The sequence below is a fragment of the Burkholderia territorii genome (assembly GCF_902833055.1).
Classification (GTDB): domain Bacteria; phylum Pseudomonadota; class Gammaproteobacteria; order Burkholderiales; family Burkholderiaceae; genus Burkholderia; species Burkholderia territorii.
The window spans coordinates 402,732-427,596 of sequence record NZ_CADFEJ010000002.1; the positions used below are offsets into that span (position 1 = coordinate 402,732).

The window sequence follows — 24,865 nt, forward strand, 5'->3', positions numbered from 1 at the left end:
ATGAGAACCCGCATTGGCGACGCGGCACTGGCCGACCCTGGCATCGCATTGTCGAACGACATCATCCGCGCCTGCGTGCATTGCGGCACGTGCCTGTCGCATTGCCCGACCTATCAGGTCCGTCACGACGAGAACGACAGCCCGCGCGGGCGCATCGTGCTGATGCGCAACATGTACGAATCGGGCGGCGCGCCGGACCCGAAGACGGTCGCGCACCTCGATCGCTGCCTGACGTGTCTCGCATGCGAGGCGATCTGCCCGTCGGATGTCCAGTATTCGAAGCTGATCGCGCACGGCCGCGAATACGTCGAGACCCATTACCGCCGGCCGCCGCTGCAACGCACGATCCGTCGCGCGCTCATCACACTGATTCCGAGCCGGCGGCTGTTTCGCGTCGCGCTGGTCGCCGGCCGGCTGTTCCGGCCGCTGCGGTCGGCCTTCGGCGGCACGCTGCGCGCGATGCTGGAGATGGCGCCTGCGACACCGTTGCCCGCTCAGAGCCCGGTCGATCGCGCGCAGGTGTTTCCCGCGCAGGGGCTGCGGCGCGCCCGAGTCAGCTTGCTGAACGGCTGCGTGCAGACGGTGCTCGATCCGGCGATCAACGAAGCGACGATCCGGCTGTTGCAGCGCCACGGCGTCGAGGTCGTGATCGCGCGCGGGGCCGGGTGCTGCGGCGCACCCGCCGAGCACATGGGGCGCGAGGCGCAGGCGCTGCCGCTGGTGAAGTCGAACATCGACGCGTGGCTGCGCGAGGCCGACGGGCCGGCGGGGCTCGACGCAATCATCGTCAATACGTCCGGATGCGGGACGTCGCTGAAAGCCTACGGTCACGCGCTGCGGCTCGATCCCGCGTGGCGGGACAAGGCGGCGCGCGTGAGCGCGCTCGCGAAGGACATCACCGAATTCATCGCGCAGCTAGGCCTGCAGACGCCGGTCATCCGGCAGGGGCTGCGAGTCGTCTATCACGCCGCGTGCTCGATGCAGCACGGCCAGCGGATCGTGCATCAGCCGCTCGACCTGCTGCGCGACGCGGGATTTGAAGTTGTCCAGCCGGCGGACAACTTTATGTGTTGCGGCTCGGCAGGTGTCTATAACTTGCTGCAGCCGGAGATCGCAGGCGAACTGAAACAGCGCAAGGTCGCGGCGATCCGCGCGACTGTCTCGGACATCGCGGCGGCCGGCAACATCGGCTGTATGACGCAGCTGGCCGGTGCGGTCGGCATTCCCTTCGTGCACACCGTGCAACTGCTCGACTGGGCGACCGGCGGCCCGGTACCCGACGCGCTGCGCGACAGCGACGCGGTGCGCCTCAAGCGCGCCGTGGCTTGATGCGGGCAGGCAGGTAGGTAGGTGGGTAGGTAGGTGTGCGCACCGCCGCTACCGGCGGAGGCCTGCGCGACGAGGAAATTCACGAGTAATCAAACGCCGTCCCAGGCGTCGAACAAGGAGCGTGCCATGCGATTTGCTGCATATGAACAGGACGGACGTCGCGGCTTGGCCGTGGAGCACAACGGGCATTGGTCCGGGCTGAGCGCCGCGGACACCACCTATCCTGGCGACCTGGATGCGCTCGTCGCGCAGGGCGCCGATCTTGCCGACGTGGGCGCGCGGCTCGCGCGGGGAGTGGCGGTCGATCTCGATGCGGTGCGCCTGCTACCGCCGTTTGGGCGGCCACACAAGATCATCTGCGTAGGCTTGAACTACGTCGATCACTCGACCGAGACCGGCTTTGAAAAGCAGACCTATCCGACCGTGTTTGCCCGGTTCGCGTCGAGCCTGATCGGCCACGGCGACCCGATCGCGCTGCCCGCGCAATCGTCGCAGCTCGACTACGAGGGCGAGCTGGTGGCGGTGATCGGCAAGGGTGGGCGCGACATCGCGCGCGAGCATGCCCTCGATCACGTTGTCGGCTATTCGCTGTTCAACGACGCGACGCTGCGCGATTACCAGTTCCGTACGCCGCAGTGGACGATGGGCAAAAACTTCGACGGGACAGGGGCCTTCGGGCCGTGGTTCGTCACGGCCGACGAACTGCCGCGCGGCTGCAGGGGGCTGGGGATCCAGACGCGCCTGAACGGCACGGTGGTGCAAGAGGCGTCGACGTCGGACATGATTTTCGACGTCGAGACGCTGGTGGTGCTGCTGAGCGAAGTGATGACGCTGCAGGCCGGCGACGTAATCGTCACCGGCACGCCGGCCGGGATCGGGATGGCACGCGAACCACAGCTCTGGATGAAGGCCGGCGACGTGTGCGAAGTCGAGATTGAGCGGCTCGGCGTGTTGCGCAATCCGGTCGCGCCGGCGGCGGTGCAGCGCGCCGCATGACGAACGCGTGCGGTCCGCCGTCGGCTCACGTGCGCCGGCGGCGCCGGGCGGTCGCGTCCGACCCGTGCTGCTTCGGCGCGGCGGGCGTGCCGTGCAGGAACGCGTCGATCAGCCGTTCTATTTCGGCGTCGAGATCGTCGGGCACCGGCAGTCCGTAGACGTAGTGCAAAGTAATTCCGTCACTTCAGACCAGTTCGATTTCTGCATTGCGCTGGGCCTTGGTCGCCGGAGTGGCGAGGTCGTATTCGCTCAGTTTTCCCAATCGGAATTCCACGTATAGATCTCGTAGACGACGCAATCGATCAGTGCTTCCTTGCTCGGGAAGTGCCGACGCGCGTTGGGATGTCGAACGTCAGCGGCGCGCAGCCGACCGTGGGGCTTTGCAACGCATTGATCGACGCGCAGCGCGCGCTCGACCTGATCGCCTGAATCCGGGCTGGTGCCGTTGCAGCCCGGCCCGGCCTTCAGAAGGATTCATGTGCGGCACAGGATTATTGCGAACCTTACCGGTAAGCTCTGCGTTACGCGCGCCTCGCCGGCCGGATCAGCGAGCCGGCGCGCAACGTCGATACGCAACTGGGGGAACCGACATGAAGAACCTGACTTGGCACGAGCGTGCGGTGCGCCCGTGCCGCATGCTGCTCGTCGCGTGGTGCGTCGGTATACTCGCATCGGTTGCGTTCGCCGGCGAGCCGGGCGGCGGCAACCAGGCCCCCGGCTTCTATCGACAGAAGCTCGGCGACCTGCAAATCGTCGCGCTGTCCGACGGCACGCATGCGTTTCCGATCGACACAGTCTTCCGGGATATCTCGAAGGAAGCAATCCGGCGCGATCTCGATCGCGAGTTTCTCGAGCCGCCGGTGCAGGGGTCGATCAACGCGTTCCTGGTCGATACTGGCACGAAGCGTATTCTCGTCGATACCGGCGCCGGCGTGCTGTACGGCGATTGCTGCGGCAAGCTGCTCGCGAACCTGCGTGCGGCCGGCTATGCGCCGGAGCAGATCGACGAGGTGCTGCTCACGCACCTGCACAAGGATCATGTCGGCGGTATCGTGACGAACGGCAAGATGACCTTCCCGAACGCGACCGTGCGCGTGAACGAGATCGAGGCGAACTACTGGCTCAACTTGGACAACAAGGCACAGGCGCCGGCGTTCCTCTCGTCGTTCTTCGATGCGGCCGCCGCGTCGGTCGCGCCGTACATCGCGGCCGGGCGCTTCACGACGTTTCGCGGCGCGGCGATGCTCGCGCCCGGCATCCGTGCGGTGCCGATGCCCGGCCATACACCGGGCCATACGGCCTACCTGATCGAGAGCGGCAACGCCGGGTTGCTTGCCTGGGGTGACATCGTGCACGTCGCGGCGATCCAGTTGCCGGACCCGGACGCGACCGTCCAGTACGACAGCGATGCCGACGCGGCGCGCCGCAGCCGGCGCGAGACGTTCAAGCGTGTCGCGGACAAGCGTTACCTCGTCGGCGCTGCACACATCGCGTTCCCGGGGCTCGGGCATTTGCGCAGGGACGCGGACCGGTACGACTGGGTGCCGGTCAATTACGACGCGACGCCGCTCAAGTGAACGACGGGCAAGGTGCGCCGTGACGCGCGAGTAGCGGCGGCGCGCGGCCGCGTCAGTGTCAGCGCGTAAGTTCGCGCCGCCAGGCGCCGGGCGGACGGCCGACGATTCGCGCGAACACGCGGTTCAGGTGGCTCTGGTCGGCGAAGCCGCACTCGGCCGCGATTTCCGCGAGCGACATGTAGGTCGTCTCGATCAGTTGCCGGGCGCGGATCACGCGCTGTTCGAGCAGCCATTGATGCGGCGTGCGTCCCGTCGTTCGCGTGAACGCACGAATGAAATAGCCGCGCGACAGATCGCATTCGTTCGCGACCTCCTTGATCGACACGCCGAGATCGACCCTCTCCATCAGGAGCTCTTTCGCGCGCGCCGCCTTCGCTGGCGACAGCAGGCCCTTGTGCCGCAGGTCGCGCGCGTCCGGGTTGCCGTATCGGCGCGCGACATGCGTGCTGATCGCGAGCCCCATCTGCTCGACGAACAGCGCGTTCAGCGCGCCCGACTCGTCGAGGCTGTCGGCCACGGCGTGCGCGAGATGGCCCAGCGCCGCGTCCTGTACGTCGGGCGCGCAGGTCAGGCCGCCGATTCCGCTGCCGTCGTGCTCACGGCCCAGGCCGTCGAGATACGCGTGTGACAGCTCGACCAGCAAGAAGTCAAACTTGCCGTACAGGTCGGCACGGAAATTCCGAGAGAAGTCGCGAATGTAGACCGAGTCGTGCTGGAACTGCCATTCGGAACGGGATTGGCCGGTGCCGCCGTAGATCGTGCGCCGGTGCCCTCCGTTGAGCGACACACCGATCAGGAAGCCACGATTGTTGCCCTCCATCTCGATGTGCTCGAAGTGCTCGTCGCGCATGCATTTGCGATGGAGCGTGAGCCCGCCGACCGAGCGTTCGGCGTCCTTGGATAGCATGCTCGAAAGGCAACCGAGCGTGTCTTTCGGCGGCGTCGCGGCGGGCGCGGCGAGAGGATTCGTCATGATGGAGCGTCCTTCGATGAGAGCAGCGCACGAACACCTTTACGCCAAGCTTATACGGTGTACTCAACCGGCCCAACTTAATTTGAATAGACGGCTACTTCCTGACGGAATGCTTTCGATTAACCAATCCGCACCGCGCGCGCCTCGAGGGGACACGCGAATGCGCCGCCGTGGTCACCATCTGGTCACTATTGCCAGGTTGACGACCGCGTGGCGTACACTTGCCGGCGCGCCGGTTCGAAGGCGGCCAGCGCATTTTCCTTCAAGATTTCTGTTCATACGGCGTTCACACTCGCTCCACATTTTGAGACGTTGCGGCCAGCCGGAAGCGCTGGCCTGGTACGCATTCCCGCCCCGGTGAACGGCCATGTTCACATGGCGGTCATCGTAGGGAACCTGGAGGCGGCCATGATCCAGATGGGGACGTTGTCAGTGGATTTCGAGCAGCGGGACATTCGCCACCAAGGCGAGTCGCTGCGTATCGGCGCACGCGCGCTTGATGTACTGGAAGTACTGTATCGCGCCAACGGCTCCGTAGTGTCGAAGGACGACATTATGGAGGCCGTGTGGCCGGGCCTGATCGTCGAGGAAAACCGCCTGCAGGTTCATGTCGCGACGCTGCGCAAGGCGCTGGGCGCGGACCGCGACCTGATCAAGACGGTGCCGGGCCGCGGTTACCTGCTGATCGCGAATCTGGCCGTGGCGCACGGGGCGGCGTTGCCGGCCGAGCCCATCGCGGTGGGCCGCGCGGTTCCGCTCATTGGACGTCAGGCGGATATCGTTCAGATCGTAGACATGATCGAACGCGGGGCGGTCGTCACGCTCGTCGGGGCGGGCGGCATCGGCAAGACCAGCCTGGCCGGCCGCGTCGCGCACGAATTTCGCAGCCAGTCCGGCGATCGCGTCCTGTTCGTGGCGCTGGCGAGTGCCGCGACGCGCGACGACGTGTTGCTCGCGATTGCGGCGGAACTGGGACTCGAGACGGACGACTTGCCGGGCATCGACCGGATCGGCGATGTGCTCGCCGCGTCGCCAAGCTTGCTCGTGCTCGACAACGCGGAACACGTCGTCGATCTGGTTGCCGACTTCGTCGATACGCTGACGTCGCGCGCCGCATCGTTGCGTGTGCTCGTGACGAGTCGCGAACCGCTTCATATCTCGGTCGAAGCCGTGTTTCGCGTGAGTTCACTAGCGGTGCCGGACAGCGGTGCGTCGGTCGACGAGATCGAACGCTATTCGGCCGTCGAGCTGTTCCTGGCGCGGATCCGTGCCGCCACGCCCGACTGCGCGGTCGATCCGGCCGGCATGCGGCTGATCGGCGACATCTGCAGGCGTCTCGACGGGTTGCCGCTTGCCATCGAGCTGGCTGCCGTGCGCGTCGCGACGCTCGGGCTCGAGATCGTCGCGTCGCGTCTCGACGACAGGCTGAACCTGCTGACGGGCGGTCTGCGCTCGGCGCTGCCGCGCCACCAGACGTTGCGGGCGACGTTCGACTGGAGCTATGTGCTGCTGGATGGGGCCGCGCGGTCGCTGTTTCGTCGGATGGCGTGCTTCATCGGCACGTTTACGTTCGATGCCGCCCGCGAGGTTGCGATGGAGCCCGGGATGTCGGCCGCCGAGATGATGGCGGTGCTCGGCGAACTGGTCGCGAAGTCGCTGGTGACTGTCGAGTTCGACGGCACGCAGGCACGCTACCGGTTGACGGAATCGACGCGTGCGTATGCGCTCGAAAAGCTGCACAACGAGGGCGAATTCGACGCCATCGCAGAGCGTCATGCGTGCTACGAGCGCGAGCAGGGGGAGGCGCGCATGCAGGCTCAGGCCGCGGATCTCGCGAGCGCGCCGGCGCCTGCGCCGCGCGAACCCGTCGCGGCCTGGCCGGGGGGGCTGGAAGCGGACGCGTTGCTGGAACCGGCGCTGATGCGCGAGTCCGCGCAACCGGCGCGGCGGGCGCTCGACGCGATCGAGGCCGGGGGGCCGCATCCGTCGACGCGGCGCGCGAGATGCGCTTGCGCGCGGCCTATGCGGGGGCGGTGCTGCATACCGACGGCGACACGCATACGGCCGCCGCGATGTGGGACCGGACGCTCGCGCTCGCGGGCCGGATCGGCGACGAGGCGTTCGACGCGTGTGCGCTGGTCGGGCTGTGGAACACGATGCTGACACGCTCCGACATCCACGAATCGCTGCGTTACGCGACGCGCTTCGAACGCGCGGCCGAGCGGCGTGGCGACCGGTCGCAGCGGCTCCTGGGGACCGCGATGGTCGCGACCTCGCTGCATTACTTCGGTGAGCATGCGCAGGCGCGCGAGCGGCTGATGGCTGCGACGGACGAGCTGGCCGAGGCCGGCGAACCGTCGTGCGCGGAGGCGGCGCTGGGGATCGACGTCGCGACGCTCGGCCGGACGATGCTGACACGGCTCGTGTGGATGCAGGGCGATCCGGAACATGCGATGCGGCTGGCGGCGCAGGCGGTTGAATGCGCGCGGCGCGCCGGGGCGGGCCTGGCATTGTGCGTCGTGCTCGGTGCCGCGGCCGTGCCGATTGCATTGCGCTATGGCGATCACGACGTGATTTCCGACTATCTCGGCACGCTGCGATCGACCGCGGAGGCGCACGGGTTCAACATCTGGCTCAATCATGCGGAATGTCTGGCCGGACAGTTCGACATGCAGACCGGGCACCCCGGTGCCGGTCTCGCGCGGCTCGCGCCCGCACTGCAGCGCATCGAAACGAGCGGATTCCGGCGCCTGCTCGCGCCGCTGGTCGTTGCGTACGCGGAAGGGCTGACGCGGACCGGCCGCGCGGCCGAGGCATGCGCGAAACTCGACGCGACGCTCGCGCGCTGCCGCGCGCACGGCGAGCATCTATTCGTGCCGGAGCTGCTGCGCGTCCGGGGGCTCGCGATGCTCGAACAGGGCCGCACCGCCGATGCGAACCTCGCGATCGCCTGCGAAGCCGACGGGCACCGTCATCTGCTGATGGGAATCCATACCGCCAACGCGCAAGGGGCAGCCATGTGGGCGCTGCGCGGCATGCTCGATCTCGCCGATCACCTGATCGAGCGTGGGCGTACCGCGCAGGCTTCGGCGCTGGTGGCCAATCTGCCAGGGCATTTCGATCCGCAATCGCGCGCGTGTGATGTCCGCCGATTGGCGCGCGTGCAGAACTTCATTCGCCCGGAGACGACGCCGTCGACGGCCCGTACGCGCATGCGGGACGAGGCGGCGGATGCGATGCAGCAGGCGGCATAACGGCATGCCCGGTTCGCGCAGGACGACACCGCGCCATCGCTCCTCGGCCCGTCGGTCCAATCGTTCAATGTTCAAGGGGAGTGGATGGTCCGTGTATCGTCGAACCGGAGGTAAGCCGCGTGAGGCCGCGTGCCGTTTCGCAGGGCAAGCGGAGGGCCTGACGGTGCTTAAGGCGACGGCCTCCGCCCCAGCGACGGACCTGATCATATGCAACGGCAAGATCGCGACGCAGGACGACCGGCAGTCGTTCGTGACCGCGCTCGCCGTGAAGGACGGCCGGATCCTCGCGGTCGGCAGCGGGCACGACGTGATGCGGCATGCGTATGCCGGCACGCAGGGCATCGACCTGAACGGCCGCACCGTGATTCCCCGGCTGAACGACTCGCACCTGCACATGATCCGCGGCGGCCTGAGCTTCAATCTGGAACTGCGCTGGCACGGCGTGTCGACGCTGGCCGACGCGCTCGGCATGCTGCGTCGCCAAGTGCTGCGCACGCCGGCGCCGCACTGGGTGCGCGTGGCCCGTGGCTGGACCGAATCCCAGTTCGCCGAAAAGCGCGGGTCCACCGTCGCCTATCTCAACGTGTTCGCGATCGGTGCGCCGCCGAAATGCTTGCGCGTGTTCGTGACGATTCGCGGGAGGTCGGGGTCGCGGCTCCAGCCGTTGGTGTCCGCCGGGTGCTCGTACGCGACGCCGGCTTCGTCGGGCATTCGATCGACGTATCGGTACGTCGCGTCCGGATCCACATCGTGCACGGTGTTGTACTTCGCGTCCGGTGGGACGCGCACGCCTACGCGGCTCAACCGCATCACGGCGCCGACCGCGCCGAGGATATAGTCGGGGAAGCGCGCGCAGTTCGCGACCGAGTCGCCTTTACGGACGGCGCGACGATTCAGCGTCGACGGTGCGTCGGCACGCTGACCGCGTGGCGGCAATGACGGCCGTGCTGTTTGCGCAACGCCATCCGGCGCAACTCCGCCACGCCGCCACCCTGGCCGCGCAGCGGCGACGGCGAGCGTTCGCAAACCCGTCACGTCGTGTCCGACGCCGTCGACGGTCAGCGCGGCCGCGAGACCGGTGATTGATCCGTCTGCAATGGTTATCTTCATCTGGGTGACTCCGGGGAAGGTACGGTCCCCGGCCGGCGATCAGGCGACCCAGCTTGCGCTGGCCGGCAACTTCCAGGTGGCGGTGCCCCTGGTGATAGCGGGTGCGTTCATCGCTTGCTGCGCAGGCCGGCGCGTATGCCGTGAGTACCCGTCGCCGCAGCGTCGAACCTGGCGGCGCATACGGCAGCAGCATCGCGGCGAGCTCAAAATTCCTGAAAAATGTTGAAGGGCGCGCCGGCGCAACGGCCCGGCGCGCCGCGGCGCTTACGCTTTCAGGAACGCGAGCAGTTCGGCATTGATCTGGTCGGCGTTGACGACGCACATCCCATGCGAGCCGCCCGGAATTACCTTCAGCTGAGCCGCCCGGAATCACCTTCAGCTGCGCGTGCTTCACGATCTTCGCGGACAAGCGCGCGGAATCGTCGATCGGCACGATCTGGTCGTCGTCGCCGTGCAGGATCAGCGTCGGGACGTCGATCTTCTTCAGGTCCTCGGTGTAGTCGACCTCGGAGAATTCCTTGACGCACAGATACTGGCCGTACACGCCGCCCATCATGCCCTGCGCCCAGAACGCGTCGATCGTGCCTTGCGACGTCTTCGCGTTCGGGCGGTTGAAGCCGAAGAACGGCACGGCGAGATCCTTGTAGAACTGCGAACGGTTCTCGGCGACATTCTTGCGGATGCCGTCGAATACCTCCATCGGCAGGCCGCCCGGATTGGACGCCGACTTCACCATCTGCGGCGGCACGGCGCCGATCAGCACGGCTTTCGCCACGCGCTTCGTGCCGTGGCGGCCGATGTAGTGCGCGACTTCGCCGCCGCCGGTGGAATGGCCGACGAGCATGGCTTCATGCAGGTCCAGTGCATTCATCAGCGCCGCGAGATCGTCCGCATACGTGTCCATGTCGTTGTCTATAACCAAAGTGTTCGTCCAAAGTATTTCGATGTAGGCATCGATATTGAGTTTCCGGGGGCGGCTATCGGCCAATACCGGCCATTCGCCTGCACGTCGGAGATCGGCGACAATGCTTCGGCCGTGAGCGATTTCTTAGAATCAAGGAGCAGTCGTCAATATGAAAATCGGTGAGCTGAGGTCGCTTGGCCACAATATCGCCGATTCACTGGCCAGCGGCATCGGCTTGATGATCGGTATCTACGACGTCGATGTATTTTCAGAGGCAGCAGCGGGTCCCGAAGGTTTTATTGTTGTGAACTTCCTTGATGGAACGGCGTTTGGCAGTCGAGTCTCGGCGAAGCTACAACACGCAATCTATCTTTACCGTGACGCGCTTCCGGCACTTTGTGACAAACACCGCGTTGCATTCTCTGACATCAAAATGTTGAACGCTCGATATGGAACGGATCAGGTATACGGTCGACACTTTGCCGTCACCGTCGAAACCACAGCGGGTCGAAAGGCAACTGATCAGTACGTTGGGATTCCAGGTAGAAAGTTGCGCCGAACTGGATCATGATGTTTGGTTTTGGCCACCGAGGAAGCGGCCGCTCTGGCGAAGCATGAGTGGGCCGTATGGGTCTCCACCGTCGCCGTTCCACCTCGTCTGGCAGTGGCCGGCCAGTTTGAGACATTCAACGCGGCGGGGTAGATTGTCGACGATTCCACGTTTTCGTTAACAGAATGGGGAAGGCTCATGCGACAAGAAATCACCCTCAATGTTCGGTACGATATTCCGGAACAAGAATGGGAGAAGGTTGGTGCCGTATACAGGTCGATGGACGGTTGGATAGAGGATAAGGATGGGCCGGCTTGGTACGGGCGGGAGGGCGACGCTAGATTCATATGGGCCTCAGTCGAGCCCAGTGGTATCCAGTTCTGCGGCGAACTCGAAACGTCAGTATGGATTGGGTGGCTCACCGTTTTGTGCGCCAGGTTAAGTCTTGCCCTCGGTCGCGAGGTGCACGACGCCGAAATGTAGATCAGCCGTTCATTTGCTACGGTTTGGATGGGCACTTCTCGGAAAGCGGAATGACCCGTATGGATGAACCAAAAGACGTTGCAGAGCTGTGCGCCGAACTGGATGACTCCCCGACTGACGAAACTCGGCTACCACTTTTGATTGAACTGCTCAATTTGGACGGACACGAGCGTCATGAAGACATCGTGTTTGATCTCGGGCTTCTCGGAAATCCTGCTGCTATCCCAGCAATCGCCAGAGCTGTTACGGCTTGCTTTCCGTACATGGATAGATGGGGAAATCGCCACGAGTTCCAGCGCAAGTGCGCGTATGCGCTCGCTCGAATTGGAACGCCCGAATCCCGCGCAGTCCTTGAGTACTTGGCCCGTCACGAAGATATTTACCTGCGCAAGTGCGGTGAAGAAGGACTGAGCCACTGGCCACTTCCTTTTATCAAGCGCTGAACGTCCGGTATCGAAGAGATTGAAGGACCGTTCCGGGTCGGTAACGGCCCGTCCAGAAAAGTGCCTGAGTAGGTTCCTGCGTAGCTTTGTGTGCCGGGCCTTGTCAGATAAGCCGCAGGTACTGCTGCATCATTGGAGTGACGGCGGCAGGTGCTGCGGTGGGATGCGTGCTCATGTGACCGAGAAAAGTTGCTTTGGCCGCCCGAGTTTACCAGTGGGTCGGACGGGACCGCTCGAAGTTCACCATCCGGCTGGTTGTCGCCGGCGATGGCGAGAGACCGCTACCGGCCGAGGCTGTGTAAAACGCACGCAGAACGCCGTGAACGAGAAAACTACCCCTTCGGTTCATGCAGCCTCGATCCAAATCGGCTCGGCGGGATGGTGCTCTTGAATTACGGAAACTGCGCGCGCCATTTCCTGGGAGTCTCCCGCGCGAGCATGGCCCGCAAAATTCGTGACGAGTGCTCCCGTAGAGCGAAGCGCCGCAATTTCTTCCTCAGTTAGCACGCCCGCGGCCACCCACCGTTGATGGTCGTTGTTATCGCGCCATAGGCATTTCGAATGCGGCAACCCCGATCTTCGAGCATGCAAAAAACACCATCTCCGTCTCCATTGTGTCGTGACTGGCCGAGTGTTGAACGCATACCGTTCACTGCAGCTCTGCCTGCGGTCCGCAATCCAATGCAGAGCGATCATTGGTGAAGGATAGTCGAGCTCCCGTTCTAGGTCGCTAACGGCCCGTCCACAAAAGTGCGGGCTCGGGTTTCAGCGTAGCTTTGTGAGGCAGCCCGCGGTCATCTAGCCCGGAGATCGCTTTTGAGCAGCCCGTACAGTGCGCTATCCGACACCTGATCGCCAACAATCCAGCGGTCACGCAACAACCCTTCCCGGACGAATCCGAGCCGTTCGAGAAGACGCGCCGAGGCTACATTGCGCGGGTCGATATCGGCCTCAATTCGGCGCAAGTTTAGCGTGCCAAACGCGTGCTCGATCAGCGCGAAGGCGGCCTCGCTCATAAAGCCACCTCCCCAATGATCACGTTGCAGACTGAAGCCTATTTCCGCACGTCGGCATCGCTCGTCCGCATGAAACAGAGCGCAGTCCCCGAGGACTGCGCCTGTGGTCCGCAATTCGAGCGCGCAGATGAGATGCTCCCCGTTAGCGGATGTCCTCAGTTTACGCGTGACGCGATCCCTAGCCTGATCCAAGGAAGTCATCGGCGGAAACGGCAAATAGCGCGTCGCGTCCGCGTCTGACCAGATTGCGAACAGCGCTTGCGCGTCTTCAATACGAAGCGGTCGCAGAATGAGCCGAGGGGTAGTCAGGGTGACGGGTTCAAACAAAGGCATGACGGCAAGCAGGCGCAGAATATAGTGGGCCATTAAAACATCTGAGCCTCGTACCAACAACTACATGCATCGAACCGCATGGCGGTGCAGCGGGCGTGCCCGCTTTGGGGATTTGAATCTGTCTCTTCTGGGTCGAAGAGAGACGCCGCGTCAGGTAGCGGTCGGCCACAAGCAGCCGGTACAACTCCGATGGTTGAGGACTGCCTCCAAACGGGGAGAGTGGATGTGCAGAGCGGCGGTTGGTTCGGTGGTAACGGCTTCAAGGAGCCCGTTGCTACAGTCACGCGCCTCCACCTTCAATCGGGGCTTTCAATTGCCTCGTTGGCGAGGCGGAAGACTCGAGGCGATTTGACCCCTTCAGAAAAACGAGCTTGAGACATAAGGGAATTCCCCAGATGGGACGTGGAAGCACGCCGCAAGGCTGGACTGGCGCTAGTGCGCCGCGCGATCGCCGTCGACGGAGGATCGGGCTGAAGTCGAGGCATCGTCGGAACTCATTGTTTTATCATGAAAAATTCTGCTCGCTGGGGTGCTTGCGCGTGGCCGAATTCAAACTTAAGTGGATGAAGTTCCAAGTTGGCTGAATCTCGACAGTCTCGATCCACGAGCGCCACGGGTCCCGATTTGCATGTAAATATTTGATTTTTATGGTTTTATAAAGTTTTCTTTGGTCGAAGGCCAACTTTTCTGCGAATTTTGTAGGAAAAGGCCGCCTTTTCTGCCACTTTTTCCGAGCGAAATTCTCAGAAAAAGGTGCTCAAGCTATTGATTCATAAGGACCGCAGAGGCCACCTTTTCTGGGAACCTACAGTGGGTGAACGACGGCGATTGTAGGGTCTCAATGAATGTGAGCTTCATATTGATTACTGGAATCGGTAGCTTTTTCTATCCAGCCATCTTCAATCGTTCGAGCACAAGGCCCCTCAAATGTCGTTAATGCAGCCGAGACTTTTCTGTCGTCGCTCAGACACCGCATGGGTGGCCAAGTACGACGTCCGATGCGATTAGGGTAAGCGTTAGGCGCGGAGCATCTGAGGCCAACTACCGAACAGAGGTCTGTGCTGGCGAGATACTCGCGATACTCAGTGCCCGACCAGAAAACCTAAATGCTTGGCATGGAACGTTTATTCCGGTGCATATCGCTGACCGTATCCGGTCCTTAATCGTATAGGTCGGCTTCGTCGAGAAGCAGTGGCGATGGCTCGACGGAGATCTCGATGCCGACCGACGTGCGCTTGTGACACGCATCGGCAGCGAGTCGGGTATGCGTTTGGCTCCATACGCTTCAGGGCTGGCACCGATGTCGCGCGGCTCTGGGCGCGTGCCGACGAACCAGGCAGAACCAAGTACTGATATGAGAGTACCTGTATTGGTGGCGTGGATGTGCCGCTGGTCAAATGGTCCCCCGCGTTTAGCCTTTTCTCCGAAGTCGTGCGCGGACCCTTACATCGAGTTGAGCACGTGGCCTGTCGTCTCTAGCCTTCCCTTTAGCTTTTCGGAACATCATCGACAAAGTCACTTTTGGCCGTCGTCGCTTCATGCGACGCGAGAGACCGTCTTCGCGGCATTCCCCTGTGACGAACTGCCCGTATGCAATCTGACGAAAACGCTGTTACCTCAGGGGATTTGACCCGTCTTCGAGGTTGCGCAATCCCTCGTGTCCCCAACCAATACCGGGTCGCAGGACATAACTTTCTTCGGTGACATTCTGCGGGTCTACCGTGCGCAAATCCCAGCCGTATTCGATGAACCAGCGTGACGGATTGCGGAAATAGAAAGAGACGGAGCGATCGTTGGGATGGCGGCCAATGCCGGTGGCGGCGATTTCCTGCGCGCGGCACAGATCGTAGGTTGTTCCGACGTCATCCAGAGAATTGGTCTCGAAAAAGACGTGCTGGATTTTGCGGGGCGCCGGCGGATAGAAGATCAGCGCCAGTGAATGGTGCCGCGCATTGCAGTGGAGGAACGCGGCTAATGGCGTCCCTTCCGGGTTGACTACCCAGTCCGAAATGCCGAAGCCTAGCGTCTTGACGTAGAAATCGACGACCTTCCTGAGATCCGCAGTGACATACAGGACGACGTGCCCCAATCCCAGTTCGCCCGTCTTGAAGCCGGTGAGCGGCCGCGTCGGTACGAAGCGTGGATTGAACACCACTTCGTTGCCGACGGTCAGTTCCATACGCACGCCCGTATGCGGGCAGGTGAAATAAACCAGATCCAGCACTCGACGTTCGACCAGATCGGATGCGGTACCTCGCTGCACCTCGATGCCCGATCGGTCGAGACGGGAGGCCATGGCGTCGAGCGCTTCGTGGTTGGCCACTTCCCAGCCAATGTAGGCGATGTCATTGGATTCACCCGGATGGATGCTCAGACGGTGATGCCGTTCGTCGGCACGCAGATACAGCAGCTTGTCGGAACTGTCTCGGCTGACTTCGAGGCCGAGAACCTGGGGCGCGTAGTCTTTCCACGCATCGAGGTCGGACGCATGCGTGCCGACGTAGGCGAGTTTGGTGACCTTCATTTCGTATACTCCCGAATGAAAAATGTGTCCGGGTTCAGCCGGCTGTGCCAGTACGCACGCGCCGGACGAAACCGGCGATGGCCGCACCGATTTCGCCGGGACTGTCTTCCTGCAGGATCTTGCGCCCTCTGACGGTGACTTCCTGCTGGTTCTGCCAATTCCGGACTTCATCCCGGATGCGACCGGTCATGATTGCGCCCGGGTCGCCGCTGATCAGAAGCTTGGGAACGGCACTGCTGGCCACCCATGGAATGTAGGACTCCATTGCGTGGCGAACGTCGGTGACGTCGCCGTCAAGCGGCAGGCTTCTTGGCCAGGACAAGGTCGGGCGCCGCCCTTCTCCGGGTTCTCGATAGGGCTTGCGGTACTCTGCCATCTCGCGAGGATCCAACTGACGCAGGATGGCGGGCTGCAGGCGCTGTTCGATGAAGATGTTCTGCTGCAAAACCAGGTCTTCGCCGGCGGGCGAACGTAATGCCTGGAAGAACGGATGTGCGGGCTCGGGGATGTCGGACCAGTTCATTGGCAGGGCAACCGCTTCCATGTGGACGATGCCTTTCACGCGGTCGCGATGACGATTGGCCCAGTCGAAGCCGAGCGTGGCGCCCCAGTCGTCGAGTACCAGAATCAGGTTGTTTCCGAGATCGAGCGCATCCCACAGTGCAAAGAGATAATCGCGATGTTGCGCGTAGCTATAGCTGCCAGGGCCGGAGTCCACAAGCTTGTCCGATGCGCCCATGCCGATAAGGTCGCAGGCCACGAGTCGTCCCATGTCCTGGAGGTGCGGCATGACGTTGCGCCACACGTAGGAAGAGGTCGGCTGACCATGCTGGAAGACGATGGTGTCGCCTTGGCCCTCGTCGACGTACGCCATGCGGAGGCCATGGATTTCGCGATACTTCAGATCGCCATACCTTTCAGTGTTAGACATTGAGTTACTCCACAATTGAGCGGTCATCGGACCGGGCCAGCGTGATGGCGCGCTCCGGACAGGCTGTCACGCAGGCACCGCAAGCGCGGCATGCATCCGCGTTCGGGGTGAAGGCGGTCTTACGGCCATGTGCCCAGAGCTTGAGTCTCACCAGAAGGGGCATGCTTGCGAACTCCACGTCAGGCAGACGGCCGACTTCGAACACGTCATACGGACATACGGCGACGCAATCGCCTTTTCCCTCACAGCGCCGGGCATCGACGACAGGCTTGAATACACCGGGGGCGGCCTTGCCGCACGGCGGGATTGCCACTTTTTCGGTACCTTGCGAAGGACGGCGACGTCCCCCGCGTGGGCGTGTCGGGAGTGGGGATTCGGAGGAAGTCATGGAATCAATTCCGGGACAGCGGATCCATGTGCCCCATGCCGCCCGTCTGGTAGCGTTTCATCGCGTCGGAGATCTGCTCGGGATCGTTCATGATGAACGGCCCGCTCGCCAGCACTGGGTCGTGGATCTCGGTGCCGACGAGAAAGAGCATGCGTGCTGTTTGCTCGGCTGTCACCCGGATTGAACCGGAGCCGCGCACCGTAACGGCCTGCCCCGGCGCCAGACTGAGTGTCTTTGTGTCGCCCGCGATGCGCGCGGTGCCCGACTGCACGTAGAGCAGGCCATACTGTTCTGGCTGGAGGTCAAGCGTAAGCTCGTGGCGCACTTCGGCATCCAGCAGCGTGAATGGCTCAGCGGGCGTAAGCGGTGAGGCGATGTTGCGGTAGTTTCCTACGACCACGCGCACGCGATCTCCCTCTTCGCTGTGCCATTCGGGCACGTCCATGCCATCAAGCGATAGCACCTGAGGCGGAATCAGTTTGTTCCGGGCGCTCAGGTTGACGAAGAACTGGGCGCCGTGCAGTTCCCGGTCGGGCTGCGCCGGTACTTCGTGGTGCATGACGCCGCGACCTGCCTGGGTCCACACGATTCCGCCGGGTCCGACGCGGATGTCATTGCCAAGCGAATCGCCACTGCGCAGATCGCCGAGGGAGTCTTCGAAAACGTACGTTACCGCTGAGAAACCGGCATGCGGGTGCGGCGGGAACGGACGGCCGCTCACGCGAAAGTCGTCAAGTACCGCGATAGGGGAAACGATTTCGCCCAGCTCGTGCAGGTCGATGCTCTTCACGGAAAAGCTTGGCCCTCCACGCGGTTTGATCTTGATCGGGGGGGATAGTTGAATTGCCATGTTTCGTTCTCTCGAGGGACGTTGTCGCCACGGGGATTAGCGGGAAGCAATGGGGGATTTTTTTGTTCGCCCCCACCAGACCAGGGCTGCGAGAGCCAGCAGCACCAGGTTCACGGGCAGCATGAAAAACTCGCCGTGAGTGATGTGGTAGCCCATCGCCAGGACCTGAAGGACGACGAAACCGATCGCGGCCAGCGGAGTGAGTCCGGGCTTGATGCGGGACAGGGCCGGCAAAATCAGCCCAATTACGCCTGCCAGTTCAGCGATACCGAGGAAACGCAGCAGTGCGTACGGCAGTACTGCGGCATGGCTCATGCCCATACTGACCAGCTGTGCGGGCGCCATAAAAGTGTTCATGACGCCCGACATGGCATAAAGCGCCGCCAAGAGGATCTGGATCGCCCAGAGCGTCATGTGCCAGCCGCGGCCAGCTTGAGTTGCGGAAAATGAAGGGCCTTGAGTGTTCGACATAGCATTGCTTTTGCGGAAAGTTAAAGAACAAAGTTCGGATTGATCGCGCTACCGGGGCTATCTGAAATGGCCAACGGCGGGGCTCCGAAACGGAAACTGGCTGCTGTCATGACACCGCCAAGCTGTTCGCGGTAGATGCATTCGCCAATGTCATCGCCCGCTGCGCCGGCCGCCACCATGAGAGGCAGGAGGTGCTCCTCGCGCGGGTGGGCGAGCCGTGCATACGGCGCGTCTTTCCAGTGCAGCAGGCGGTCGCGTCGATCGGCGGGTGGCGCGTGCACAAGGGTGTCCTGCAGCCACGCGTCGAAGTCCCCGGACGGCTTGATGGCGCGTACGTCACGTAGCGACAGATTCTGGAAGCTCTGTCCGCTTCCAATGATCGCCACCCCTTCGTCACGCAACGGTGCGAGCAGTACGCCAACGTCGAAATGCAGCTGCGGGTCAAAACCGCGATCGAGCGACAGCTGGACAATCGGTTTGTCCGCAAGCGGCCGCATCACCTTCATGATGGAGAAGGTGCCATGGTCGTAACCGCGGTCGGGGTCGAGCCGGCAGTTCGTGATGCCACCGGCCTGGAGCAGACGATGCACGCGTTCGGCGAGCAAAGGTGAACCCGGCGCCTTGTAGCGGACGCGGTACGTCTCTGCCGGGAAACCGGCGTAGTCGTAAATCATCGCCGGTTGGGCACCGGACGAAACAGCGAAGCCGCCAGTCTCCCAGTGTGCCGAGACCATCAGGATCGCACGGGCATGGGCCAATTCCCCGCCGGTTGCGATCAGGGCTTGCTCCAGTGTCGCGAACTGGTCGCGGAAAGCGCCCGCCATGAACGGCCACGGGCCGGCGCCATGACTCAGGAACCAGGTAGGCAGACGTGAGGCAGACATGGTGGTGCTCCCTCAGGCCGCGAGCGCCGCGGTTTCCTTCTTTGCTGCGGCGATTGCCTCGGTGCGAGCCTCCGGCCCCATGGCGACGCCTTCAGCGCGAATGAAGGTGATGTCGGTGATGCCCAGGAACCCGAAGAGCGCCTTGAGATAGGTTTCCTGATGATCGAGGAATGCGGCGGGCGTGCCTTCGCTGAAGACGCCACCACGTGACGAAGCGATGATCAGCTTCTTGCCCCCGCACAGCCCGACCGGCCCCTGTTCCCCGTAGCGGAAGGTCTTGCCGGCAACAGCCAGTCGGTCGATCCAGGCCTTCAGTTGCGAGGGGATACCGAAGTTGTACATGGGCGCGCCGATGACGATGATGTCGGCAGCAAGGAATTCTTCAAGCGCGGTCTGGCCTGCGACGACGTCGGCCGTCAGGGCCTCGTCGACCGGCGCGCCTTGTGCCGCTGCAAGGTGGGCAGCCGTCAAATGCCCGATGGGCGTGGTGGCGAGGTCAATGTGGGTGAGTTCGAGGTCGGGGTGGCGTGCCCGCAAGGCAGCGACGGCTTCGGCCGACAGATCGCGGCTCACGGAGCCTCGACCGAGGATGCTGGAATCAACGTGTAGCAGTTTCATGGGAGTCTCTCCGGGATGGCTGACGATGCGTCTGCCGATAACCCGCACGATAGGTATTGACTTGGAATCTGCCTAGCCTATATTTTTCGATTGAACCTATCGTTTTGGTGGATACATGCTCGATGCGGTCACCTTGGACCAAATACGCACGTTCATTGCAGCGGCGGAGACCGGCAGCTTTTCGGCAGCCGGCCGCAGGCTTGGACGAGCGCAGTCGGTCGTAAGCCAGACGCTGGCGAATCTGGAGGGACAGCTGGGTGTCCAGCTTTTCGACCGGACGAGCCGAAGCCCGACGCTGACCGTGATTGGGCGCGAGCTGCTCGTCGATGCGCGTGTCGTGGCCGGTGACATGGATCGCCTCAAGGCACGTGCGAAGGGCTTGGCAGGCGGACTGGAGCCTGAGCTCAGTGTGGTAGTGCACGTTTTTCTTCCCACCGGCGTGTTGACGCAGGCGGTAAGCGCCTTTCATCAGCAGTTCCCTCGCACGCCGCTGCGGATCTCGGTGGAAGGCATGGGCGCCGTGATCGAGCCGGTTCTGGAAGGGCTCAGTTCCTTCGGCGTTCGCGCTCCGCTGCTCACCAATCATCCGGATCTGACGAGCGAGCACCTGATGACGGTGCCCTATCTAATGGTGGCCGCGCCCCAGCATCCGCTGGCACATTACGGGCGACCCATTCCCGCGCGCGAACTTGCGCAGCATGTGCAACTTGTGCTGAGCGACCGCTCCCGCCTGACGGGGAAAACCGACCTGGGTGTGCTGTCTCCGGAAACCTGGCGGCTGTCTGACCTTGGCGCCAAGCACGCCTTCCTGAAGGCTGGCCTGGGGTGGGGCGGCATGCCTTATCACGCGGTCGAAGCTGATATTGCCGACGGCAGCCTGGTCCCTCTGGAGTTCGAAGAAACGCGCGCTAACGCCGCAATCTCTCTATCGGCGATCTATCGAACCGATACCCCCCCTGGCCCTGCAGGACGCTGGCTTCTCGATCAACTCAAGGCAGTCGCGAGCCGCGCGAACGGAGTCCAGGCGTCCTGACCGGTCATTGCCTGCGGACACGGCGATATCAAGGTCCAGGTGCTGCGGCGCACCCTCCCAGGAAAAAAACGACGCTGTTCTGGACATGCGTGTCGATCTGCGCACGAAGCACCTTCAGGTTCTCGCCAACGAGCGCTCGCATCAGCAAGGGGCCGACAACCAGGTCGAGAAAGAATTTCACCGTGACTTCGATCCGTTCGGGACCGAAGGCAGGGAAGCGCCGGATATCGGCGGCGGTGGCGGCTTCGCGCAGCGCGGCCAGCGCTGCCGACGCACCGCGCTCGCGTGCATTGCGGCCGAAATGGGCAAGCTCCGGGACGCGTCGTGCCTCTGCTGCAGAGAGCCGCATGAAGTTGATCACTTCGTCCGCGAGCAGTTGCCCGAGCATGTCCCGCCCGATGCTGACGAGCCGAGCCTCGAGGGTAGTGCCGGTAGTCGCGTAGTTGCCGAAGTGCGCGGTGACCCGGGCGGCGTTGCGCATGCCGACTGCCGCGAAGAGCGCTTCCTTGGTCGCAAATCGCGCATAGATGGTGGGCTTGCCGGCGCGAGCGAGCCGGGCGATTTCGTCGATGCTCGCACCGTTGAGACCACGCTCAATGAATACCTGGTACGCGGCGTCCAGGATGCGTTCGTCTACTGCCCCGGCCAGCTCGTTCGGCGGCCGTCCCGTCCGTACGGCAGGAGGCTTGGCGCTTTTCTTTTTTGCTGACGTGTCTTTCAGTGGCGGCATTTTCCTGGCAGGGGTGACCTCGGAGTCGATACCCCGATCATTTACCACGCGTCAGCGGATGTGTAAAGAAACGAAACCGTTTCGTGCCAAATCGGGTTGACAGACCTCCAGTTCGTCCGCTACGTTAATAGAACGATACGGTTTCGTTTCATTTGTGGTGACATCGTCAAGGAGAATCTGAATGAATACCGACATTACCATTCGCCCGAAATTGCAGCACTTCGGGCTTGTCACCGGCAACCTCGACGCGATGACCGGGTGGTACCAGCAGGTGCTTGGTATGACGGTCAATTATCGCTTTGGCAACGAGGGGGATGCTCCGGGCGGCCCGCAGGGCGGCCCCCCTTTTCGGGCGGCGTTTGTCAGCAACGACGAGGTGCATCACCGCATCGTGTTCTTTGAAGTACCAGGATTCGTTCCCGATGCCGGCCCACGGGCCGGGATGCAGCATGTTGCCTTCGAATATCGCACCTTCGACGATCTGCTTGGCACTTACGTGCGCCTCAAAAGTCTGGGGATTCTGCCGTCATTCGCTGCCGAGGAGGGGTTTCAGACCGTGTTCAACTATGCGGACCCGGACGGCAATGCGGTCGAACTCAATGTCAACAATTACGGCAATGACTGGACAGCGACCGAGCATATGCGCAACCCACCCAAGGGGCATGCTCAACGGATCCTGATCGATCCAGAAAAACTCGTCGCCGCGCGCCTTGCGGGCGTAACGCCCGAGCAAATCCACGAGCGGATCTTTGCCGGGGAGTTCGCACAGGCACGACAGCATCACGGCCCCCGTCACACCGGGACGGGTAGAGCGTGAGTTTCAGAAGTATGGCTATTGTTGAGGCAACGCAAGGAACCTTGACTTGGCATGCACGCGATACCATCGGTTTTTCAGATGGAACTCATCTAGAAATATCGGCTACTCACGCGTCGGCGGTTCGCATAACGTTCGGGCAACAAGGTTTCCCAGTCAATCAGTTCGGTTCCCTGCATCTTACGGGGTGGTGCGTCAGCACACGCCTCGCCTGGTGCCGCTCCGAGGACTAACGGGCGGGTTAATGACGCTAAGGCGTGAAAGACCAGACAACGGCGAATCATCATCCTGCAGCAGGACGACACGCCCACGATGATTCCGTGTCCGGGCGCGAACGCCTGTTGGACGCTGCGATCGACCTGTTTGCGACGGGGGGCATCGCCAACACGACAGTCGCCCAGATTGCTGCAGCGGACAAGGTGACTTCGGCAATGGTGCATTACTGGTTCGAAACCAGGGAAAAGCTCTACGACGCCATCGTTGACGAACGGCTGGTGCCGCACCCGGCGGCGCTTCCCTCGAGTGACGTTATGTATCGGAGCAAATCGTCCGTACGCTGCGCCGATACAAGCTGTTCAGCGGTTTTGTAATCGAAGATTGCCAGCGGTTCGTATGCCTTCGCAAAACCGAGTTATTTTTCCGTTCTTCGCCCGCGACTATCGACGGTTGGCGCCCGTGGTTGCGCATTGCATTCCGGCGGCTCAGCGAAGGGGCGTCCCGGAGCCCCGTTTTGGGAGGCTGCGCCGTGCGTGATGGTGTTCGACGCATATCCGACTCGGTTCAAGCGTCTTCGCGAAACTTGCGGTCGAGATCCGTGACACCGGAATGGACGAAACCATCGACGTGTTCGCGTTTGCACAGCGCATTGCGGCTGCGGCTGCGGATGTCGCGATCGGTGATGAATGTCCTCGCGATATGCAAGAGGTGCGTGACACTTTCCGCGAGGTATCCGCAGCGGTGTGTCTCAACCGAATCGTGTCAACGCGGACCCGCGCTTTTACGAATTTGTCCGCTGCGCTTCCACATCGACACATCCTCCCCGGCACGAAAACACGCGAGTGGATAGTGTATTGAGCAGCACTTCCGTCATATCGTCATCTACCGACTTGTAATCATTCGTATGCGCGAGCCGGCTGCCGCTACACAGGATCAGCAAGCCGAACAACGTGGCATCCGTTGTCGCGGGCAACGTTGTGCCAACGCACTCGCGTGCGTGGCGCATGCAACGGCCGAAGGCGTCGAGTAGTTCCACCCACAGCGCATCGAGGACCGCGCGAATCTCGTCGTCGCGGATGGACAGGACCATCGCCTCCACCCATATCGGAAAGCAATCGCGACTGCTCAGTAAGTTCGCACAATACGCGAGCACACGCGATGCCGATTCCTCGGGCGCGCCATTGGCAACGACAGCTTCAAGTCCGGCGAGCATTCGGTCGTGATCCTGGCGAAGCAATTCGATCAGCAGATCGCGTTTGCTGACGAAGTTCGCGTAGAACGCGCCGCGTGTGTAGCCAGCGGCCCGCGCGATATTGTCGAGACTCGCAGCGGCAATGCCTTTCTCGATGAATACTGTCCGGCTGGCCGCGATGAGGCGACTACGTGTGTCGGATTTGCGTTGTTCGCGTGTGATGCGGCCGTGTTTCATGATGCATTTTCCGTCGGAATGGCAGGTCGTCGACATACAGTGAATGAGCCGGCCGATGGCGCAGGTACTGCTGCTGCGCGCATCGCCGGATTTGATGCGTCAGGCCCTTTTCATGTCTGCTAGAACGTATAGGCGACGTTCAAGAAGACGCTAAGTGGATTGAGTCGGAGCGTGGATTTCGAAACGATCGGCGTTCCGGTTGCGGTCTGCCCGTATACCGTCAGGTTTGTCTTGACCGGGATGTAGTTCAGAGCGACACCGACACCCCAATGCTTCGCGACCTTGTAATTCGCACCGATTTCGAATACCGGATTCCACGATGCGCTAAGCGTTGCGTGCGCCGATCCGCCGGGGCCGTAGCTGTCGGTAATGAACTGGCTGTTGGTCGCCCGGACCTGGGTGAACCATGTGTAGTTCACGCCTAGTCCGATGAACGGCCGGAATTTCGATTCCGCTGAAAACAGGTGATATCGAAGATCGACGGCAGGCGGCATGGGCCTCGTAGAACCGAGGTTGCCGTATTTATGGAGCGTCCCGTCTCCCACCAGGTCGACTTTGAGTGGCAGTCCAAACAGCATCGCGACACCGATGTTGTCGGTGATGTAGTACTCCGTGGTAATGCCCATCGTATCGGTCGAGGTCGCGTGTGCCCCGGTGCCGGCCAGTTGATGATTGACCATGACGCCACCAACGCTTTCCACGGTCAACGGCGTCGCATTGCCCTGAGGTGCGACATGAAGCCATCCGACCGACATCGTCATGCTTCCCGCCGTTTGGGCGCTTGCGTTGTCGATAGCCGATGCCGAGCAGATGCAAGCCAACATGCCGACCGAGCGGATTGTTTTGCTGAACGTCATATGTCTCATCCTGTCTGTATGGGAGGGTTTTGTTATTGGAATGCGGTTGCTAATAACTGCGTGACGATATTTACTCTGGATACCTGATTATTTAGTGTAGAACTATGCGATCGATGCGAAGTTGCCGGGCGCAGAGACTTCGTGCTGCGTGC

Annotated in this window: 20 protein-coding genes and 4 pseudogenes; 10 read left to right on the forward strand and 14 right to left on the reverse strand. The window is 62.3% G+C overall.

The window, feature by feature from the left end; all coding sequences use genetic code 11:
* The gene (gene glcF / locus HW466_RS06375) at positions 1–1,329 is read left to right on the forward strand and encodes a glycolate oxidase subunit GlcF (RefSeq protein ID WP_151006795.1); all 1,329 of its coding nucleotides are present in this window, start codon (positions 1–3) and stop codon (positions 1,327–1,329) included.
* A gap of 126 nt (positions 1,330–1,455) precedes the next feature.
* Positions 1,456–2,325 (forward strand): fumarylacetoacetate hydrolase family protein, encoded by an 870-nt coding sequence (locus tag HW466_RS06380; protein WP_151006796.1) that lies wholly within the window; start codon positions 1,456–1,458, stop codon positions 2,323–2,325.
* 25 nt (positions 2,326–2,350) lie between these two features.
* Here HW466_RS06380 and HW466_RS06385 read toward each other — a convergent pair whose 3' ends face one another.
* Complete coding sequence (locus HW466_RS06385; RefSeq protein ID WP_174905745.1) at positions 2,351–2,494, reverse strand: hypothetical protein; 144 nt, start codon at positions 2,492–2,494, stop codon at positions 2,351–2,353.
* Positions 2,495–2,915: 421 nt separating this feature from the next.
* Between HW466_RS06385 and HW466_RS06390 the strand changes: the two genes are divergently transcribed.
* The gene (locus HW466_RS06390) at positions 2,916–3,902 is read left to right on the forward strand and encodes an MBL fold metallo-hydrolase (RefSeq protein WP_239005904.1); all 987 of its coding nucleotides are present in this window, start codon (positions 2,916–2,918) and stop codon (positions 3,900–3,902) included.
* Between the two features lie 58 nt (positions 3,903–3,960).
* Here HW466_RS06390 and HW466_RS06395 read toward each other — a convergent pair whose 3' ends face one another.
* Positions 3,961–4,875, reverse strand: coding sequence for a helix-turn-helix domain-containing protein (locus tag HW466_RS06395; RefSeq protein WP_151006308.1), 915 nt, complete (start codon positions 4,873–4,875; stop codon positions 3,961–3,963).
* Between the two features lie 408 nt (positions 4,876–5,283).
* Between HW466_RS06395 and HW466_RS06400 the strand changes: the two are divergent.
* Both HW466_RS06400 and HW466_RS06405 read left to right on the forward strand, forming a co-directional pair.
* Positions 5,284–8,129, forward strand: a pseudogene (locus HW466_RS06400) (ATP-binding protein).
* 163 nt (positions 8,130–8,292) lie between these two features.
* Positions 8,293–8,733, forward strand: a pseudogene (locus tag HW466_RS06405) (amidohydrolase family protein); the annotation flags it as partial.
* Positions 8,734–9,503: 770 nt separating this feature from the next.
* On the opposite strand, the pseudogene HW466_RS06410 reads toward HW466_RS06405, so the two are convergent.
* Positions 9,504–10,149, reverse strand: a pseudogene (locus HW466_RS06410) (alpha/beta fold hydrolase); the annotation flags it as partial.
* Positions 10,150–10,312: 163 nt separating this feature from the next.
* On the opposite strand from HW466_RS06410, the gene HW466_RS06415 reads away from it, so the two are divergent.
* Positions 10,313–10,714 carry a hypothetical protein gene (locus HW466_RS06415; RefSeq protein ID WP_151003839.1) on the forward strand — a complete coding sequence of 134 codons (402 nt, stop codon included), beginning with the start codon at positions 10,313–10,315 and terminating at the stop codon, positions 10,712–10,714.
* Positions 10,715–11,226: 512 nt separating this feature from the next.
* Positions 11,227–11,619 carry a hypothetical protein gene (locus HW466_RS06420; protein WP_151003835.1) on the forward strand — a complete coding sequence of 131 codons (393 nt, stop codon included), beginning with the start codon at positions 11,227–11,229 and terminating at the stop codon, positions 11,617–11,619.
* Positions 11,620–12,413: 794 nt separating this feature from the next.
* On the opposite strand, the gene HW466_RS06425 is transcribed toward HW466_RS06420, so the two are convergent.
* From HW466_RS06425 to HW466_RS06460, 8 genes are all read right to left on the reverse strand, one after another.
* Positions 12,414–12,968: a GNAT family N-acetyltransferase gene (locus tag HW466_RS06425; protein WP_151003843.1), complete on the reverse strand. Its 555-nt coding sequence runs from the start codon at positions 12,966–12,968 to the stop codon at positions 12,414–12,416.
* A gap of 1,612 nt (positions 12,969–14,580) precedes the next feature.
* On the reverse strand, positions 14,581–15,492 hold the full coding sequence (locus HW466_RS06430) for a VOC family protein (protein WP_151003833.1): 912 nt from the start codon (positions 15,490–15,492) through the stop codon (positions 14,581–14,583).
* A gap of 34 nt (positions 15,493–15,526) precedes the next feature.
* Positions 15,527–16,423 carry a haloalkane dehalogenase gene (locus HW466_RS06435; protein WP_151003831.1) on the reverse strand — a complete coding sequence of 299 codons (897 nt, stop codon included), beginning with the start codon at positions 16,421–16,423 and terminating at the stop codon, positions 15,527–15,529.
* 4 nt (positions 16,424–16,427) lie between these two features.
* Positions 16,428–16,736, reverse strand: coding sequence for a 4Fe-4S binding protein (locus HW466_RS06440; RefSeq protein ID WP_244138222.1), 309 nt, complete (start codon positions 16,734–16,736; stop codon positions 16,428–16,430).
* Between the two features lie 79 nt (positions 16,737–16,815).
* Complete coding sequence (locus HW466_RS06445) at positions 16,816–17,661, reverse strand: pirin family protein (RefSeq protein WP_081065611.1); 846 nt, start codon at positions 17,659–17,661, stop codon at positions 16,816–16,818.
* A 36-nt stretch (positions 17,662–17,697) separates the two neighbouring features.
* On the reverse strand, positions 17,698–18,132 hold the full coding sequence (locus HW466_RS06450) for a DoxX family protein (protein ID WP_170296633.1): 435 nt from the start codon (positions 18,130–18,132) through the stop codon (positions 17,698–17,700).
* Positions 18,133–18,152: 20 nt separating this feature from the next.
* Positions 18,153–19,016: a DODA-type extradiol aromatic ring-opening family dioxygenase gene (locus tag HW466_RS06455; protein ID WP_081062071.1), complete on the reverse strand. Its 864-nt coding sequence runs from the start codon at positions 19,014–19,016 to the stop codon at positions 18,153–18,155.
* 12 nt (positions 19,017–19,028) lie between these two features.
* Positions 19,029–19,634 carry an FMN-dependent NADH-azoreductase gene (locus HW466_RS06460; RefSeq protein WP_151003827.1) on the reverse strand — a complete coding sequence of 202 codons (606 nt, stop codon included), beginning with the start codon at positions 19,632–19,634 and terminating at the stop codon, positions 19,029–19,031.
* Positions 19,635–19,749: 115 nt separating this feature from the next.
* On the opposite strand from HW466_RS06460, the gene HW466_RS06465 reads away from it, so the two are divergent.
* Entirely contained in the window at positions 19,750–20,667 is a 918-nt protein-coding gene (locus HW466_RS06465) for a LysR family transcriptional regulator (RefSeq protein ID WP_059945110.1), read from the forward strand.
* A 28-nt stretch (positions 20,668–20,695) separates the two neighbouring features.
* On the opposite strand, the gene HW466_RS06470 is transcribed toward HW466_RS06465, so the two are convergent.
* On the reverse strand, positions 20,696–21,397 hold the full coding sequence (locus HW466_RS06470; RefSeq protein WP_151003825.1) for a TetR/AcrR family transcriptional regulator: 702 nt from the start codon (positions 21,395–21,397) through the stop codon (positions 20,696–20,698).
* A gap of 181 nt (positions 21,398–21,578) precedes the next feature.
* Here HW466_RS06470 and HW466_RS06475 point away from each other — a divergent pair, with 181 nt between their 5' ends.
* Both HW466_RS06475 and HW466_RS31825 read left to right on the forward strand, forming a co-directional pair.
* Complete coding sequence (locus tag HW466_RS06475; RefSeq protein WP_059945112.1) at positions 21,579–22,214, forward strand: VOC family protein; 636 nt, start codon at positions 21,579–21,581, stop codon at positions 22,212–22,214.
* Between the two features lie 317 nt (positions 22,215–22,531).
* A pseudogene (locus tag HW466_RS31825) lies at positions 22,532–22,705 on the forward strand (TetR/AcrR family transcriptional regulator); the annotation flags it as partial.
* Positions 22,706–23,208: 503 nt separating this feature from the next.
* Here HW466_RS31825 and HW466_RS06485 read toward each other — a convergent pair.
* Both HW466_RS06485 and HW466_RS06490 read right to left on the reverse strand, forming a co-directional pair.
* Positions 23,209–23,856 carry a TetR/AcrR family transcriptional regulator gene (locus HW466_RS06485; protein ID WP_170296632.1) on the reverse strand — a complete coding sequence of 216 codons (648 nt, stop codon included), beginning with the start codon at positions 23,854–23,856 and terminating at the stop codon, positions 23,209–23,211.
* 119 nt (positions 23,857–23,975) lie between these two features.
* On the reverse strand, positions 23,976–24,713 hold the full coding sequence (locus HW466_RS06490; RefSeq protein WP_151003822.1) for an OmpW/AlkL family protein: 738 nt from the start codon (positions 24,711–24,713) through the stop codon (positions 23,976–23,978).
* Between the last annotated feature and the right edge of the window lie 152 nt (positions 24,714–24,865).

What these genes read in the sequence shown, in the direction of transcription:
- HW466_RS06415 (WP_151003839.1), top strand. Translation starts at nt 10,313, where the DNA reads ATGAAAATCGGTGAGCTGAGGTCGCTTGGCCACAATATCGCCGATTCA.
- HW466_RS06420 (WP_151003835.1), top strand. Translation starts at nt 11,227, where the DNA reads ATGACCCGTATGGATGAACCAAAAGACGTTGCAGAGCTGTGCGCCGAA.
- HW466_RS06485 (WP_170296632.1), bottom strand. Translation starts at nt 23,856, where the DNA reads ATGAAACACGGCCGCATCACACGCGAACAACGCAAATCCGACACACGT.
- HW466_RS06425 (WP_151003843.1), bottom strand. Translation starts at nt 12,968, where the DNA reads ATGCCTTTGTTTGAACCCGTCACCCTGACTACCCCTCGGCTCATTCTG.
- HW466_RS06380 (WP_151006796.1), top strand. Translation starts at nt 1,456, where the DNA reads ATGCGATTTGCTGCATATGAACAGGACGGACGTCGCGGCTTGGCCGTG.
- HW466_RS06460 (WP_151003827.1), bottom strand. Translation starts at nt 19,634, where the DNA reads ATGAAACTGCTACACGTTGATTCCAGCATCCTCGGTCGAGGCTCCGTG.
- HW466_RS06390 (WP_239005904.1), top strand. Translation starts at nt 2,916, where the DNA reads ATGAAGAACCTGACTTGGCACGAGCGTGCGGTGCGCCCGTGCCGCATG.
- HW466_RS06450 (WP_170296633.1), bottom strand. Translation starts at nt 18,132, where the DNA reads ATGTCGAACACTCAAGGCCCTTCATTTTCCGCAACTCAAGCTGGCCGC.
- HW466_RS06455 (WP_081062071.1), bottom strand. Translation starts at nt 19,016, where the DNA reads ATGTCTGCCTCACGTCTGCCTACCTGGTTCCTGAGTCATGGCGCCGGC.
- HW466_RS06470 (WP_151003825.1), bottom strand. Translation starts at nt 21,397, where the DNA reads ATGCCGCCACTGAAAGACACGTCAGCAAAAAAGAAAAGCGCCAAGCCT.
- glcF (WP_151006795.1), top strand. Translation starts at nt 1, where the DNA reads ATGAGAACCCGCATTGGCGACGCGGCACTGGCCGACCCTGGCATCGCA.
- HW466_RS06475 (WP_059945112.1), top strand. Translation starts at nt 21,579, where the DNA reads ATGAATACCGACATTACCATTCGCCCGAAATTGCAGCACTTCGGGCTT.
- HW466_RS06445 (WP_081065611.1), bottom strand. Translation starts at nt 17,661, where the DNA reads ATGGCAATTCAACTATCCCCCCCGATCAAGATCAAACCGCGTGGAGGG.
- HW466_RS06435 (WP_151003831.1), bottom strand. Translation starts at nt 16,423, where the DNA reads ATGTCTAACACTGAAAGGTATGGCGATCTGAAGTATCGCGAAATCCAT.
- HW466_RS06395 (WP_151006308.1), bottom strand. Translation starts at nt 4,875, where the DNA reads ATGACGAATCCTCTCGCCGCGCCCGCCGCGACGCCGCCGAAAGACACG.
- HW466_RS06430 (WP_151003833.1), bottom strand. Translation starts at nt 15,492, where the DNA reads ATGAAGGTCACCAAACTCGCCTACGTCGGCACGCATGCGTCCGACCTC.
- HW466_RS06465 (WP_059945110.1), top strand. Translation starts at nt 19,750, where the DNA reads ATGCTCGATGCGGTCACCTTGGACCAAATACGCACGTTCATTGCAGCG.
- HW466_RS06490 (WP_151003822.1), bottom strand. Translation starts at nt 24,713, where the DNA reads ATGACGTTCAGCAAAACAATCCGCTCGGTCGGCATGTTGGCTTGCATC.